Below are 18,166 nucleotides of genomic sequence, written 5' to 3' on the forward strand. Positions count from 1 at the left end.
TTAGTATCTCACTCTAGCTTCAGCAGCTTCACGTAATAATTGATCACCTTGCTCTTTTGTTACGGTATGTACTCTCACTGGTATATCTTTGATTCCAGCCTTCGCTGCCGCTTCCGCACGATGATGACCATCAATAATTATCATCTTTCCATTCACAATCGCAACATCAACAGGTTCATCAGCATTATAGCCATTTGCTTTCATATCCTTTGTAAGTCGTTTAACTTGAGAACCAGTCATTTCATTTTTATTTTGTCGACTGATGAGGATACTTGGATTTACATTCTTAGTAACAACTTCAGGGTGACTCATTTTACTAGGAGAATTGTTTCCAGTTTCCACCCCCCTGTGATTATCTTTGCTATCAGGCGGAGCCTTCGCCGGATTTATAGATGATGGTTTCGCCTGCATTTTATCGCTGGCTTTTGCTCCAATAATCCCAGTCGCTGTTTCCAACAACATCATATTACGCTGTTCTTCTTTCACATATTGCACCGCATCAGCTTTGGATAATCCTGCGTTCTCCAGCTCTTTCTGCCGCAATTCTGTGTTAAAGAACCCAGAGAGTGGCCCGCTACCGCCATTTAACCAACTACTCTGCTCTGAACGACCTATTTTGTCATTGGCTCGATATCCCGATACCGCCAGCTCTTTACCCAATTCATGGTTGATAAAGGCTAGTTCTTCACGGCTCAACTCGCCATTCAACGCCATCTGTTTCAGTGTGTTGATGGTCGCATCACTGGCTTGCCGGTATTCCGTCCAGACACTTTTACGGCAACTATCATCCTGACATGACGCCAATTTATCGCGCATGTCCTCAACCGACGGCAAACCTTTATCCAGAATGCGTTGGCTCAGCTCTTTGGCTTTACCGCACGCCTCGGCCGACATCGTGCTGCAATCTCCCAAGTTTCGGGAAGCAAGGGCATTGTGGTCAACCGCGTTTTTCGCACCCTGCGCCCCGGTCACTCCACCTGCCGTAACGTCAGTGACCAACCTTGCTGCTATTCCGCCTGCCAGTGTGGACAGGTTGCTGACTTTTTCCTTCTCCTCCGGTGAAAGTTCATCCATTGTTTTGCCGGCATAGAGCGCACCGGCAATCGCGGAAGCCGCCAGTTCACCGCTGGCCGCACCCACCGCGCCGGCAGTCGCTGAGCCGCCTTTCATCTCAGCGATAACCCCGCCCAAAATCGCATGCGCCATCAGGTTGGTGGCTTTTTCTGCCGGCGTCAACTCATCATAGTGGTCTTTACCATTATAGGTCAGCGCTTTCACACCATTGGCCAGGTACGGCGCTGCGCCGCTGGCAATGGCCGATGGGATATCACCACCCGCCAGGCCCTGCAATGCCCCGATAACGGCCGTCACCGCCTGACGCTGGCTGCTGCCGATATCGGCGCCCTGCTCTCTGATGGCACCGTCATAGGCTATCTTATACGCCCGGTCAGCAACAGATTTCGCATCGATGGCCTGACCTTCAGCCTTCAGTTGTTTTTCCGCATCCTGTTTCAGTTTTTGCTGCGATTGCGGGTCTTTCAGTTTTTCCGTCGCGGCTTTCGTCGCCTTAATCGCTTCGTTCGTATTGTAGATATCCATTACCTGGGTGCCGATTTCAGCGATAACCTGTGCCTGTGCCAGGCGTTGCTGCTCTTTTTCCTTGTCAAAAATCGGACTCAGGCCATTGGCGGCGTTATCGGTATCCCGGCTTAAGTTAGCCACATCCTGTGTCTGCTTATCGGCATCCCGCACCACAATCGTGCCGTCACTGACCGCTGCATGTGTGGTCGACGACTGGCTGTCATGCTTATTGGTGCCAGCCAGCATATTTGAGGCCATATTGGTGCCCAGTTGGCTGCCCACCGCACCGCCGGTACTGATACCGACACTCTGGTGTTCGGTTTTGTACTCTGCCTTATTCTGGATATCACTAAATCCAAGTGTGCCGGTGTCCAGCCGGTTTTTATCTTTCTCTGCTGTGCTGGCAATCACGGCGCCGTCAAGCTGGGTGTGCTCACCGACCTTGATATCAAAGCCGCCTTTGCCGGCAAAAATGCCGGTCTGCTCGTTTACCGAATCAAACGTGCTGTGCAGCTTGTCCCGGCTGGCATTGACACTGGCCGAACCACTCATTGAGCCGTAGGTGAAACTCGCCCCGGCGCTGACATTTTCCTGTTTGGCATCATAATTGTCCTTATCCTGTTCGCTTTGCAGGTGCAGGTTACGGCCTACATCGGCTGTCACGGTCTCCCCGCTGACCTGTGCGCCTTTAAGCCGCGTATCCTGCCCCGATTTCAGGCTGACCTGATGACCGGCATCAACCACCGTTTCAGTATGGGTGATGCCATCGCCGGTTTCATGGCCTTTACCCTTGTTGACACTGGCCGAGAATTTAATGCCGTAACCGCCCTGTCCGGCGGTCAGCCCCACGCCGACGCTGCCGCCTTTGCTGCTGTTTTCGCCCCGCGTGGTCTGGGTATTTTCAGCTGACTCCAGTACGATATCGCGTTTGGCGTCCAGCATAATATCGCGGCCGGCTTTTAAGGTACTGCCCTGCACCTGAATATCGCCGCTGTCCTGCGTCGCGCTGTCTCCGGTGGCTTTAATGCGAATATCCCGCCCGGCACTCAGGCTGCTGCCCTGTGACTGCGTCTGTTCCGTGCGGGTTGCCGATTTCGCCGACTGGCTGCCGTAAGAAAGCTGGATACCAATGGTATCGGTCGGTTTTTGTGCGTCCCCGCCTGCCTGATTGATGGCATCGGCTTTTGCGGCGTCGGCCTGACTGAGCTGCCACGCCTGATAGCCCTGCACCCCGGACAACGTAGCCTGCGTGCCTTTCAGCGCCTGCAAGCGGCTGTCTTTCGTGTCGTTGGCTCCATTGGCCGTTTTTACGGCGGTGTCAACCGCACTGCCCACCGCCCCGGAGAGTGCCAGCGTCAGGCCTGATTGTTTCTGCTCAGTTTGGCTCAGTTCGGTATGGCTGTTTTTCGCGGCCGTCATCACCACGTCTTGGGCTTCAATATCAATATCTTTGCCGGCAATGATATCGCTGCCCTGCACGGTGGCCTGTTCGCCGGCACGCAAGGTGACCTGCCCGTCACTGCTGCCCACGGTGCTGCCTTTTTGCACAGTCGCCTCACTGTCATGGGATTGTTTGAACGCCGAACTGCCCATCGTAAAGCCTACGCCCCCGGTGCCCATCAGGCCGGATTTTTTCTCTTCCTGCCGGGTGAACTGATGATTGCTCTCTTCGGCCGTGGTGATGTTCAGATTCTGGCCGGCATGGAGTGCCACATCCCGGGTGCCCACCACATTGCTGCCCTGAACGGTGGTATCCTGGCCGGACTGGATGTTTACCGTATCGCCGCTCAGGGTGCTGCTGACCGCCCGGGTGCGGTCATATTGCTCCCGGGTGGTAGTCGTCGTCGAGGAAACCCAGCTGTTGCTGCCTTTCACCTTGAGGTATTCGTCATGGGTTTGCTGCTGTTCACCCGCCACGATAGCCACATCCCGTCCCGCATCCACTTGCAGCGTTCTGCCGGCCGTGATACCGGTTGCCCTGAGATGAATATCACTGCCGGCACGCAGGCTGACCTGCCCGGCACTGTTGATGTCCGTGCCCATTTCGCCTGATTCTGTGTGGGTCAAATAGTTATCCCGGCTCCATTCAAGGTGTTCACCCTGTGCGGTTTTGGCTGTCCCGAACTGAATATCCCGTCCCGCGTCTAACTGGATCTCACTGTGTTGACCCTGTGACATCAGTTGGGCGGCCGACGTATAAATATCCTTGCCTGCCCGCAGGTGCAGTTTGCCATCCGCCCCCTGCACATACACCCGGGCGACATTATCCACGTAAGTGGCACTGAACCGGTTATTGCCGGCCTGCTTTTCACCGCTGTGGGTGGTACTGGCGATATCAATCGTATTCCCCGCCCCTATCGTCAGGGACTGACCGGCACCAATCGCCCCGCCCCGCTGGACCATATCGGTCCGGGCCTGCAAATCAATCTGGTTGCCTTGCAGCAGACCACCCTGATTGCGGATATTCTCTGCCAGGATGTGGATATCCTGGCCGATAATCCGGCCCTGGTTAAGCAGGTCGCCACGCAGTTGCACACTGACCTGGCTGCCACTGAGCAAGGCACCGGTACCATCCAGTGCACCGGCCTGCGTGCGCACATACACCTGGGGAACCAGCACAGTTTGCCGGCGGCCGTCCGGTAAGGTAACGGTGGCATTAACCAGCCAGACCATGTCTTCGGTGAGATGGGCCATCTGTTCCGCATTCAGGGCAATCCCCGGTGCCAGATTAAAGGCGTGCCGGGCACGCACACCGGCATTCATCAGCGCCTTAAATTGTTCCTCATCATTCTGGTGTCCCGGCAGATAACGTTTGCCGGTCAGGTTAATCACCTGCTCACGAATAAGGCGCTGTTCATAGAAACCATCCCCCAGCCGCTTGTGCATGTTATTGTGATCCCAGCGCAGCTGCTGCTGCATATAGTCCGTCCCCAGCCATTTTTTCAGCTGGGTAAACTGCGGATCGGTTTCAACCAGCGGCAGGTTGTCGATCGCCGCCACCGCCGGTGTGGGTGGCGTATTGTCGGGCGGCAGGTTCAGTTTAAATAAACTGTTGTCCGGTAACTGATAATTCGGCACCTCCGTGCGGACGATAAGGGGTTTTTCGCCCACATTCGTGATTTTTTCCGCCACACCGGTGGGTTTCTCGCCCACATTCGTGATTTTTTCCGCCACACCAATGGGTTTCTCGCCCACATTGGTGATCCTTTCCGCCCCGCCAAGGGATTTCTCGCCCACATTGGTGATCCTTTCCGCCCCGTCAAGGGGGTTCTCGCCCACATTCGTGATCCTTTCATCCCATCCGGTGTTTTTTTCACCGGCACGGGTCAGCTTTTCACCCACCGTGAAGGTTTTACCCGGTTCAGTCAGCTTTTCCCCCGCGATAACCGGCGTCTCTGCGGTGCCACCGGTCATTGTCGGCCTTTGGCCCGTCACTATCGCGGGCGGGATAATCACTTCCAGCCGCTGTCCCGGCCGTAAGGCGACTTCACTCGACGGGGTTGCCGCTTCCGTCAGACCGGCATTAATTTGCCCGCCCTGGACGGGCGTTATCTGTGTCACGGTGCCCTGATAATCCACCGGGCGCTGGCCATCCAGTGTGACCGTACCCTGTGATGCCCGGATCGTCCCGGGGGTCAGGGTGATAGTCTGGATTTGCTCTGGGGGTTCATAGCGCGATGACCCCCAGCCTTGCCGGTCACGCCCTTTTTTCTTGATACGCCAAAAATTTTCCACCTGGCCTTTATCGGTGATATAACGCTCACCCGGCATATCCAGGTTATTGATCTCCCCGCCCGTGACCGTCAGCAATCCCCCGGCCACCACCTGGCCCTTGTCGTTTGTCAGCGTCGTGGTATCGATGACCAGGTTTTTCCCGGCCAGTATCTTCGCCGGATCGGTTTCTTTCACCCGGGTTTCTTCTGTCGTGCGGGTGTACCGGTAAATCTGGAAGTTATCCCGGCATCCCAGGTCATCCACACAGACGTGATCCACTTCATCATTATCAATCGTGATACGGTGGTTTTTCGCATCATAACGTTTCCCCCAGACCTGATATTCCTCCATGGGCGTCTGCGAAATGCGCTCAAGTTGGGTCTCAAAATGGTCATTGACGTTATTGATGGTGTCGGCCGCCAGCCGCATCTCCCCCATCGCTTCCATATAGGCGCTGTGATTATTGATAACCTGGCCTTTTCCGCTGGCCCGGTACTGGTCATCCAGCTTGCCGCCAAAGGCAAAATCACCGTCACTGTAAATCAGGCTGTGGCTTTGGTTATTCAGTTCACCCACACCCAGATCAAGACGTTGGCGGGCCGCAATCACCGCCGATTGACCCTGGGCCATGATGTCGTTGTAATGGCCCGATTTTGTCGCAAACCACTTATCCAGTCCTGCCTTTGTCCCGGTATCCACCCAGTTATTCAGCGTCCCCGCTTCAATGGCAATATGATCACCGTAAATCCGCCCGCTGCCCTGGTTGGTCAGTTCAGTGGCACGCAGGTAAGTTTGGCCCCCATCCAACAACCCGGTGTTGACGAGGGCATTTTTGACGATCCATTGATGGTGATCTGCCAGAATTTTCCCGGTGGCCTCGTTGGTCAGGTTATCCGCCTCCCCCGCTAAGGTGCCGGCACTGATCAGGCCGTTATTGATGATATTTCCCTGACTGCTCAGCCGTAAACGCCCATTGGCCATGATTTCACCGGTATGAGTAAAATCTTTCAGCAGGGTCAGCTGGATATCACCCAGTGAACGCAGTTTGCCGTCACCGGTGGCCGAGTCGGCATCCACGGTCAACGCCTTCCCGGCTTTGATCTCACCGTCCGTATTAGTCACTGCCAGCTGGCTGCCCTGCACGGTCAGTTGCTGGTTGGCCTGTAACTGTCCCTGTGTGTTATCGAGCGCCGACGCCAGTTTCAGCGTGGCATTTTCGGTGCCGAACAGTTGCCCTTTGGCATTGTGCAGTGTGTCTGCCGTGATAAGGACATTTTTACCCTCAATCCCTTTATCCTGCTGTTGCGTGTCCTGATTGTGGATGGCCTGCGCACGCAGTTCGGCATCACCGCCACTGCGGATTAAACCGGCTGTATTATCTATGTGGTGACTGACGCGAGCGGTCAAATCGCCCAGCGCCAGTATCTGTCCCCGGGTATTGAGCAGCTCAACCGTCTCAATACGCAGCCCGGCCTCGCTCAGGATCTTACCCTGTTGACGGTTATCCAGTTGTCTGGCGGTGAGCGTGGCCGATTTGCCGTGCAAGGTGCCGCGCTGGTTTTTCAGATCTCCGCTCTTCACCGCCAGGGCACCCTGACTGTCAATCACGCCCCCGGTGTTATCGAGGGTCTGCCCCTGCGTATCAATGAACAAACCCTGATGGGTTTGAATGCGACCCGACTGATTATTTATCTGTTGGCCTGTCAGAGAAAGCCGGGTCTGTGCCGCCAGCATTCCCTGTCGGTTATGGATATTACCCGCCGTGATATCCAGGCGGCCTAATGAGGCCACTACCCCGCTTTCGTTATCCAGCGTTCCGGTATTCAGGATCATGGCCTGCTTGCTGGTGATCCCGTGATGATCACCACTGTTGCGGTTAATTAAGGATTTTGCGTTGAGGGTCAGTTTGCCGCCACTTTGTAGCAAACCCTGATCATTATTCAGTTCATCCACACGCAGTTGGGTGTCTTTCCCGCCCAGGAGCTGACCGTGCCGGTTGAGGAGCGTGTTTCCGCTCACATTCAGTCCGTCATGGCTTTCAATATGGCCGGACTGGTTATTCAGATCCGCGACCGTCAGGCGCAAAGCCCCCTGGCTGAACACCCCGCCGTGCTGACCACTGTCCCGGTTATCCAGCTGCTGGCCGTGGGTATCGATGGTCAGGTTCTGGCCACTGCGTATCGACCCGTAGCGGTTCAGCAATTCCCCGGTTCGCAACGTCATATGCCGTTCTGCGGCGATAGAACCCGCAGTATTATTCAGTTGCTGTTGGTGCGTATCGATATCCGCCGTACCCGCACTGATTTGGCCTTTTTCGTTATTAATCGCCTGAGCCGTCAGTTGCAGGTGATGCTGACCGGCAATTTTACCCCCGGTATTGGTGAGCTGCCCGGTGGTCAGTGCGATATCCCCGTTCGACGCCGCCATCTTCCCCTGCCGGTTATCGATTTCGTCAGCCACCACGGTCATCCCGGCGGAGGCGACTAACTGGCCCTGCTGGTTATTCAGCCGGTTTTTTACCGTGACCTGAAGCTGACCGTCTTCTGCTGCAATGAGTTGGCCCGACAGGTTATTCAGTGCCGCGGCATTGACCTTCACCGTGCCATTGGCCGACATCGTGCCGCTGCCATTATCCAGTTCCTGCTGAACATCCAGCGTCATGACACCGGTGCCCCGTTGGGTCATCGTCCCTGAACGGTGATCCAGTGACTGAATATGGGCCGTGATGTGTTGTGCCGACGTCACGCTGTTCACCAGATGGTAATCCCCCCCAGCCAGTTTCAGTGTACCGTCAGAAATCAGGCGGCCGGCGTTGCCCTGAAAGTGGCCCGTGTCAAGGGTCATCACGCCGGTTCCGGCATGGATCAGTTTGCCGTTATCATTCGTCATGCGCTGCGCTTTCAACGTCAAATCCTGCCCGCGGGATTCAATGATCCCGGCCGTATTGTCAATCCCGCCCTGATGATCCAGGATGAGCGACTGCGGCCCGGTCTGGGTGATCTTACCCTGCTGGTTGTTCAGTTTCTGGCTGCGGAGGGTCAGCGTTTCCGCCCGTAACCGGCCACGCGCGTTATCAATCAGTTCCGGTGCCGATAACGTAAGATGTTGACGGGCGCTGACGTGGGCATCCTGTAAATGTAACTGCGTGTCAGACGTCAGGGTCAGATCGCCGGCCTCCGTTTGACTGCCCGCCAGTGAGAGATCTTTGGCGTTCACCGATAACCGGTCATGGGCCAGATTCTGCCCGTGCAGCCGGGCGTCCCCGGTGGTTTTTAGGGTCAGGTTACCATGCTGGCTCAGCCTGAGCGCGTTATCCATACCGGCCGCCAGGGTACTGCCCTGATGGCTGTACAATGACGTGCTCTGGCTTTCAAGGTGGCGCCCGGCCAGTATCCGCCCCTGATTGTCGAGGTGCCCGCGGGTGGTGATGGTCATGTCCTGCCCGGCGGTAATATCGCCCTCATTCAGCAGGTTGCCCTGATCAGGCAGCGTCACATCACCGAATGCCCTTATCACGCCGCGGTTGGTCAGTTCACCCGGGCTATGGATCGTCAGGTCTCCCGGTTGGGACAAACGGCCTGCCTGATTATCGACCCCTGCGGCCAGCACCCCGTTTTCCTGATTGGATAAGGCAGCACTGTGGATAGTAAGGTGACGGCCTGCCAACATTTTGCCCGGGTTAGTCAGATGTCCGGGCGTTGTCAGCCGGATATCGCGGCCACTACTCATCTCCCCCGCATTTTCCAGCGCCGCCGGATTGTTGATAACAATATCGTCCGAGGCCGCCATGACCCCCTGATTGGTCAATTGACCACGACTGTCGAGGGTCAGATTACCCGGCTGAGTCGGTTTGCCATGAGGGTCAGTGCCTGCCGCCAGTTCCCCTTTTTTCTGGTTTTCTAATGCCGCACTGTGGATATCAAGATGGTGGCCGGCCAACACCCTGCCCTGATTGATCAGATTGCCCGGGGTGTTGAGCCTGATATCACGACCCGAACTTATCTCTCCCTGATTTTTCAACTCAGCCTGATTCTGGATATCGATATCATCCGATGCCATCATCACGCCCTGATGGGTCAGTTGACCGCGACTGTTGATGATAAGATTGCCCGGCCGGGTCAGTTTGCCCTGACCATCCGTACCGGCCGCCAGCACCCCGTTCTGATGACTGACGAATGCGGCACTGTGGAGATTAAGGTGACGGCCTGCCCGTACTTTTCCGGCATTATCGAAAGCATCACGGGCGTTGAGCGTGATATCGCCACCCGAAGTGATATCGCCTGAGTGATTAAACGCGCCTTCATGCTCAATATGGACAGACTCGGAAGCCGTGATAGTGCCCTGGTTGCCCAGTTTGCCCTGACTCTGGATCTTCAACGTCCCCGACGGCTTTTTATCACTCCCCGCAGCCAGCTTACCCGCTGTCTGGTTGTCTACATCGGCACTGTGGATATCAAGGAGATGACCCGCCAGCACCTTGCCCTGATTGGTCAGATTACCCGGGGTGGTGATCCTGATATCATGGTCAGCGCTTATCTCCCCCCGGTTCTCCAGCGCGGCCTGATTATCAAGGGTGATATCATCCGACGCCGTTATCACCCCCTGATTGACCAGTTGACCGCGACTGTCGATGATAAGATTGCCCGGCCGGGTCAGGTTACCCTGCGCATCCGTGCCGGCCGCCAGCATCCCCTTCTGATGACTGACTAATGAGGCACTGTGGAGAGTAAGGTGACGGCCGGCCAGGACTTTTCCGGCATTATCGAAAGCATCACGGGCTTTGAGCGTAATATCGCCTGAGTGATTAAACGCACCTTCATGCTCAATATGGACAGACTCGGAAGCGGTGGTGATAATGCCCTGGTTGTCCAGTTTGCCCTGACTCTGGATCTTCAACGTCCCCGGCTGCTTTTTATCTATACCCGCGGCCAGCTTACCCGTTTTTTGGTTGTTTACATCGGCACTGTGGATATCCAGGAGATGACCGGCCAGCACCTTGCCCTGATTGGTCAGATTACCCGGGGTGGTGATCTTAATATCACGATCAGCACTTATCTCCCCCTGGTTCTCCAGCGCGGCCTGATTATCAATAGTGATATCATCCGACGCCGTCATCACCCCCTGATTGACCAGCGTGCCGCGACTGTTGATGATAAGATTGCCCGGCCGGGTCAGGTTGCCCTGATCATCCGCCCCCGCCGCCAGCATCCCCTTCTGATGGCTGACGAATGCAGCACTGTGAATAGTAAGATGATGTCCGGCCAGGACTTTTCCGGCATTATCGAGAGCATCACGGACGTTGAGCGTGATATCGCCATCGGTGGTGGTGATAATGCCCTGGTTGTCCAGTTTACCCTGGCTCTCGATTTTCAACGTCCCCGCGGCCAGCTTACCCGTTTTCTGGTTGTCTACATCGGCACTGTGGATATCAAGGAGATGACCCGTCAGCACCTTGCCCTGATTGGTCAGATTACCCGGGGTGGTGATCTTAATATCACGATCAGCGCTTATCTCCCCCCGGTTCTCCAGCGCGGCCTGATTATCGAGGGTGATATCATCCGATGCCGTCATCCCCCCCTGATTGACCAGTTGACCGCGACTGTTGATGATAAGATTGCCCGGCCGGGTCAGGTTGCCCTGAGCATCTGTACCCGCCGCCAGCACCCCGTTCTGATGGCTGACGAATGAGGCACTGCGAATCTCCAGGTGGCGTCCGGCCAGGACTTTTCCGGCATTATCGAAAGCATCACGGGCTTTGAGCGTAATATCGCCATCGGTCGTGGTGATAATGCCCTGGTTACCCAGTTTACCCTGGCTCTCGATTTTCAACGTCCCCGCAGCCAGCTTACCCGCTGTCTGGTTGTCTACATCGGCACTGTGGATATCAAGGAGATGGCCGGCCAGCACCTTGCCCTGATTGGTCAGATTACCCGGGGTGGTGATCTTAATATCACGATCAGCACTTATCTCCCCCCGGTTCTCCAGCGCGGCCTGATTATCAATAGTGATATCATCCGACGCCGTCATTCCCCCCTGATTGACCAGCGTGCCGCGACTGTTGATGATAAGATTGCCCGGCCGGGTCAGGTTGCCCTGATCATCCGCCCCCGCCGCCAGCATCCCGGTCTGATGGCTGACGAATGAGGCACTGCGAATATCCAGATGACGTCCGGCCAGGACTTTTCCGGCATTATCGAAAGCATCACGGGCTTTGAGCGTGATATCGCCACCGGCGGTCATATCGCCTGAGTGATTAAACGCGCCTTCATGCTCAATATAGAGCGTATCGGAAGCCGTGATAATGCCGTGGTTGTCCAGTTTGCCCTGACTCTGGATCTTCAGGTTGCCCGGCTGCGTCTTATCCCTCCCCGCCGCCAGCTTACCCCCTTTCTGGTTGTCTACATCGGCACTGTGGATATCCAGGAGATGACCCGCCAGCACTTTGCCCTGATTGGTCAGATTGCCCGGGGTGGTGATCCTGATATCATGGTCAGCACTTATCTCCCCCCGGTTCTCCAGCGCGGCCTGATTATCGAGGGTGATATCATCCGACGCCGTCATCACCCCCTGATTGACCAGCCTGCCGCGACTGTTGATGATGAGATTGCCCGGCCGGGTCAGCTTGCCCTGGGCATCCGTCCCGGCCGCCAACACCCCGTTCTGATGGCTGACTAATGAAGCACTGTGGATATCCAGATGGCGGCCAGCCCGCATTTTCCCCTGATTATCGAGGTGATCCCGCACTTTTAGCGTGATATCGCCACCGGCGGTGATATCCCCTGAGTGGCTGAAAGCCCCTTCATGCTGAATATGAAGGGTATCGGACGCACTGATAATACCGTGGTTATCCAGTTTGCCCTGACTCCGGATCTTCAGCTTGCCCGGCTGGGTTTTATTTATCCCCGCCGCCAGTACGCCGTGCGGGCCACTTTCTAAAGAGGCACTGTGGATATCGAGGTTGTGGCCGGCCAATACCTTACCCTGATTGGTCAGCTTTCCGGGCGTGGTGATCCTGATATTGTGGTCAGCGTTTATCTCGCCCTGATTATCCAGCGTCGCCGGCTCTTCGATAACAATATCTTCCGTGGCGGTCATCATCCCCTGATTCACCAGCTGCCCCCGGCTGTTGAGCGTCAGTTTGCCCGGTTGCGCTTTATTCGTTCCCGCAGACAGTAACCCATTCTGACCGCTCGTTAAGGATGCGCTTTGGATATCGAGATGGTGACCGGCCAACATTTTGCCCTGGTTGTCCAGCGCGCCCGGGGTTTTTATTGTCATCGCTTTCCCGGCGCTGATATCACCGGCGTTAGTGAACACCGCTTTATTCTGAATGTCGATAGTGTCTGACGCGGTCACAATCCCGTGATTATCCAGTTTCCCCCTGATATCCAGCGTCAGGTTACCCGGCTGGGTTAATTTGCCGTCTTTATCCGCACCGGCGGCCAGTACAGGGGGTTGCTGGCGATCAGCCGGCCGTTGCACATTTTGATGGCTTGCCAGCGAAGCACTGTGGATATCAAGGTGACGACCGGCCAACATCCGGCCCTGGTTATCCAGGTGATCACGGGTGTTGACGGCAATATCCTGAACCGCCGTGATATCGCCCTGATTGATGAAATTCCCTTGATTCTTAACCTTCACCTCAAGAGAGGCGTCTATTGTCCCGCTGTTGGCAAGGTGACCACCACTGTTGAGTTTCAGGCTGCCCGGTTTATTGTTGCCTGCCGATAGCCGCCCCTGATTCGTTAAATCGCCCTGATTATCGACAGTCAGGTTATCCGATGCCGCTATCGTGCCTGTATTGGTGAGGAGACCGCTGCTCTCAATGGTCAGGGTGCCGGATTGTGTCCACTTGCCTTCTTTATCGACACCCGCCGTGATATCTCCCTGATTCTCCAGCGCACCCGAATTATCGATAGTCACATCAGCAGACGCCGTTATGACACCGCTGTTCATCAGTTTGCCCTGGCTATCCAGCGTTAGATTGCCGGCCTGCGCCCCTAACTGCCCGGCATTGCGTACCCCGACGCCCTGTTCGGTGCCGACCAGCTTGATTTTGTTGGCATACATGCCACCGACCGCCGCCACATCCAGACTGAATGCCGGTTTATTCTTCTGGCTCTCTGACAGAATTTCAGTCACATTGCCCTGGACATCCACCCGGTTGCGCCCGGTCGTCACGGTTAAATGGCTGGCGTGGAGTCTGGCATTAATATTGACGGCGCGGCCAATCAGACGGGTATAATCACTGCCGGTATCATTCAGCCCTTTACCTTCCACGCTGATGAGTCCCTGATGCGCCTCGTCCACTTCAAACCCTTTCAGGCGCCCGCCTTCCAGCAGGGTTTTCCCCGCCGCCAGCGTGGTCTGGCTGGCATTGATAAAACCACAACCCTGACAGGTGATGCCTGCCGGGTTAGCAATAATGACGTCCGCCCGTTGACCGGCGACTTCAATAAAACCATTCAGTTGGCTGGGGTTGCGGCTGTTCACTTCATTGAGGATGATTTTCGCTTCGCCCCGGGCTAACCACGGGTTCGCGGTGATAAGACCACCCAGTTCAGTTTGGGTGTTGACGCTGCTGTTATTAAGGATGGCTCCCCGCTGTGCCACATCAAACTGGCTGTACTGGTTGCGGGAAACCCCGTCACCATTCGGCGTCTGGATATTGATTTGGGGCAGGCCGTTGGCCGTGGAAATCACGGAGGGCTGCTGCGTACCGGGCGCATTGTTGTCCGCCACAATGCTGGCCTGTGCCCCCAGGCTGACCAGTCCCAGCGCCAGTGAGACCCCGAACACCAAGGGGGTTAGGGCCACACGGGCTGACGACAATGAAGGCACCGATATTCTGTCCCGTGCCTGTCCGGCCGTGTGGCTGCTGACTAACTCAGACACCACCATCAGCATCTGACGGGTTTTATTAAAAATCACACGGTAGCAATGTTTATTCATCGCGCAGTCCCTCTTTCAGGTAAGTCTACGGTCAAGGGATAGTCATCCCACCATGTGGCGGCCTGTTCACGGCTGACGCCGGTCCCTCGAAAACGGATCACCTGCGCCCCACGCGTTGAACCTTTGTGATAAAGCGCCCGGACACACTGATAAGGAAAAATGTCATGTCTGATGAAATTCGTCATGACACGGTTGTGCCCAAACGGCGCTATCCAGTCCACAATCCAGAGCCGTGCGCCCCGGTTCGATGCCAGGCGGCGATTATCCCCGTCATCCGTCGTCAGGTAATGGCGTTCGGTCTCTTCATCAAACCGTGACCAGCTCAGGTAAAACACCGGCTGGCCCTGCTGACTGACCAGCACATACTGCTGGGCTTTAATAAACGGCAGAAGCAGGGTGGCAAGCGAACTTATCGGCGCATCCCGGTGCAAAGGCGAGTGCATCCACAGCCAGGTTGCAGCCCCCAGCATCTCTGTATCATTGTCGTGCCCGCCCAGGATCAGAGGGGCACGCACGTCATAATCACCGATTAACATTTTTGTCCCCCCTCAGTACTGCCAGTTCAGGCTGAAATTGACGTGGGCAGCGTCGGTTTTAAACCCCTCCGGTTTGGAAAACGGCGTACCGACCGACACGTCATAGGCCAGATTTTCCGGGCGGATATGGCCTTTCAGACCGACAACGCCCCCGGCCAGTGTGCGCCCGATAATCGTTTCTGACCCATGTCCGCCGACCCGGCCGTAATCCGCCCCCAGATAAAGCTGTTGATCCGGCAACGGGGTCTGCCATGACAGGGTATTGCGCAGCGTCCAGCCTTCATCGGCGCTCAACGTGCGTTCCCCGTCAAAGCCGCGCACCGTCCAGCGGCTGCCGATACTGAACTGATCCTGCGGTGTCAGCGGGGTATGACTCCATTGCTTCTGGTATTCAACCTTGTGCTGAAAGGACTGGCGGCCCAGCTTAAAGGGCGTATTCAGTGCCACCGATAACTGGACAATTTCTGATTTTGCCGTGACATAATAGGGATCGCTTTTATTGTATCGCTCTTCCCAGGCAGGCAGCGCCCCAAACCAGCGGGTGCCTTGCTGGTAACGCACCCCGGCATCCAGTACGGCGGTGCCGATATAATGGCGGTGATCCAGCCCCAGGCTCCAGCTGCTGGTGCGGCGTTTCTGGTTATCAATTTCGGTCTGTTTCATGAAATTGCGGGTTTCACGCACATTCACACCATAAGTTAATGTGGTTTTTGAACGGGCATTACGATGCAGGACACGGCTTAATTGCGCGTTCAGGCTGCGGCTTTTTCCGCGATATCGGGCATCCCCGTTGAGTTCCGGTACGGTTTGCATATAGTGGTATTTGCTGCCGGTGACCGCAAACTGCCAGTAACCGAACGGCACCGAATAATGCGCGGTATAGTTGGTGGAGTCCTTGCGGTGGGAAAACGCCAAATCCCGGCTCAGGGAGAGATAAAACAGGTCGCTCAGCGACGTCGGGTTATCCAGCGCCAGCATCAGCCCGCCCTGCGTCTGCCCGGTGGTTTTAGTGCCACTGTTATCGACCCAGGCCCCGACATGCCAGAAACGCGACTGCTGGCGTTTAATCAGGATATCACTTTCCCCCGGCTGCTCACCCGGCACCAGCTCCATGGAGGCCTGAACATTGGGGATGCGCTGGAGATTCTCCAGACCTTGTTCGATACCGCGCAGATCTAATACATTGCCGTCATGGGCCGGCATCGCGGTATACAGTGTCGCGTATGTATCCGATTCCTCGGTATAGCGCACCTGCCGGATTTTGCCGGCGACAACATTGAGTTTCAGTTCGCCCTGACTCAGATCCTGCTCCGGTGCCAGAATGCGGGTGGTCACCCAACCGTGGGAAATCAATCGGTTCTGCATCGTGCTCATCAGGAGGCCAATCCCCTGCGCCCCCAGACAGTGCCCGTTGGCCTGATCCGCCAGCCGTTGCAATGGCACCCAGTGCGGCAACGCGGCCTGACCGGACAGCGTCACGTGATGGATCACAAAACAGGGCGATTCGGGGGGAAATTTCAATGCAGATGGGGATACCGTTTCATCCGAAAGCCGCACCGTCGGTGCCCTGGCTTCCAGACGCTGTTCCAGTGCCTGTTGCTGCTGTTTTTGATGAATAAAGGGTTGGTCATCTGCCTGCACAGGGTGAATAGCCAATACAGCCCATCCGGCCAACCCTGCGAACAGGTTGCTGCGCGTTACCGTTGCCATCATTGAATCCGTCTGATACTTAATGATTATTGAATGATTTTGGGATAAACAGGAGACAGGGTATTATGGTCGAAATTGTTTTATTTTCAATCAACCCGATCGACAGATGATCAAAAAAACGGGACTTTAGACTAATCTACTGTAATCACGCAACAAACCGGCAATAAATTAACATTAATTAAACATATCAGGGATAACATTAAGCATATTCATCTGCATTTTTCCTGCTGCAAAAACAAAAGCCCACCAAATATGATGAGGAAAAGTAATAAATGGCACTTTTTTTCAGAGTATTCTGACGGGACAACGATCCCCCTCTTTATGACAAAAAGAGGGCGTCTCAGAGTTCGAAAAATATCGTACGCCAGGAAATACTCAATCCAGGATTGATACGGATTAACGCATGATATTTAGCGTTGGAACTGGTGTTCCAACTATTCTCGAAACTCGACAGTTTTGATGACTTAATTGGGGTAGTAACCGGATAGCTGGTTGAGTAGCCCGGAGGCACTTCCCCTCCAGGCCCTCACAGAACCGTACCTGAAGTAGAGTAGAGCACCAGTGATCTTCTTGTATTGCGGTAGTTTATGTCCAAAAATGTTTGTCTGGCGTTCTCTCTGAAAATGTAGTGATGCGTAAGCGCTTACGATTAACCTATGACGTGATAAAATCAGGAACATTATTTAATGCAGAAATACCGCTTGCAGTTTAATAACTGAGACGATATATGGGCTGCTCTCACGTATAGAATAAGGTGTACCCCGAACATTCAATTCCAAGGTGCGACACTGTTTCCTTATTCTTTAATGTCTAAAGGATTTTTATCTTGAATTCCTGTTAGTTCTGACAAATCCACATCTTTTCCTGTCGTGCGAAAAATTTCTTTACGCCTGAGATTAAATAGATGATGGCAATGTTCACACATATCATTAACGTTGCCAGGATTTTTGATTGCTTTTAATGTTCTGACAGCATATTTACCACACCGACACCTGACTACATAGATAGCACTATTTTTTCTGTCACTTCGTTGAGATAATGGGCGGACACCTAATACGGTAAAAAAACCATATTCATAACCTTGAACCTGCATCAGTATCTTTATTAAATTTGGTTCTCTTTTACTTAAACGTAAATCATACGTAGTTTTGTAAGGAATAAAATAATTAGCATATTTTTTATTTTTCTTGCTGTTATCGTTTTCATCGGTGTCGTTCATTGCTTTCTCTAATCCATTTTATAACACTTAAATGCGCTCTAATTTAACTATTTTCATTATTAATTCAATAACGAAAAAAGTAAACTTAACATTTAAGTTAAATCCGTTAGGTATAAGTTTTAAAAACACACTGAACTCTTTGGTTAAGTTATCTTTTCTAATTGCAATACATTAAATTTCATACTCAGCGCAACACACAGAGCTTGAGCGTGATTCGTAATTTTATAGGGTCATTTAAATAAGACATCTAACCAAATTCGAAAATTGGATAACTATTTTTACGAATTATTGATTTTCATTATAATAATTAACGAAGCCACAATGGTTGCGACCACTGTGGCTTCTACAAATTATTAAAATCGTCTACTACCAGAAACGAGGATATTGATGTGATAGAACATGTCAGTATACGTCTTTAATATAAGATACACTGAATGAAATGGCATTAAATAAT

4 protein-coding genes are annotated in these 18,166 nt (G+C 54.1%); all 4 read right to left on the minus strand.

What is annotated here, in order from left to right; translation table 11 throughout:
* Entirely contained in the window at nt 1-14,247 is a 14,247-nt protein-coding gene (locus PXH59_RS19010) for a hemagglutinin repeat-containing protein (protein ID WP_285809717.1), read from the minus strand.
* Nucleotides 14,244-14,783 (minus strand): toxin-activating lysine-acyltransferase, encoded by a 540-nt coding sequence (locus PXH59_RS19015; RefSeq protein WP_285809718.1) that lies wholly within the window; start codon nt 14,781-14,783, stop codon nt 14,244-14,246. Before PXH59_RS19015 ends, PXH59_RS19010 begins: the two co-directional genes overlap by 4 nt.
* A 12-nt stretch (nt 14,784-14,795) precedes the next feature.
* Nucleotides 14,796-16,493 carry a ShlB/FhaC/HecB family hemolysin secretion/activation protein gene (locus tag PXH59_RS19020; protein ID WP_434223388.1) on the minus strand — a complete coding sequence of 566 codons (1,698 nt, stop codon included), beginning with the start codon at nt 16,491-16,493 and terminating at the stop codon, nt 14,796-14,798.
* Between the two features lie 796 nt (nt 16,494-17,289).
* A complete protein-coding gene (locus tag PXH59_RS19025; protein ID WP_285809721.1) occupies nt 17,290-17,712 on the minus strand; it encodes a hypothetical protein in 423 nt (140 codons plus the stop codon).
* Nucleotides 17,713-18,166 lie beyond the last annotated feature (454 nt).

This window comes from Xenorhabdus bakwenae, assembly GCF_030272115.1.
Lineage (GTDB): Bacteria > Pseudomonadota > Gammaproteobacteria > Enterobacterales > Enterobacteriaceae > Xenorhabdus > Xenorhabdus bakwenae.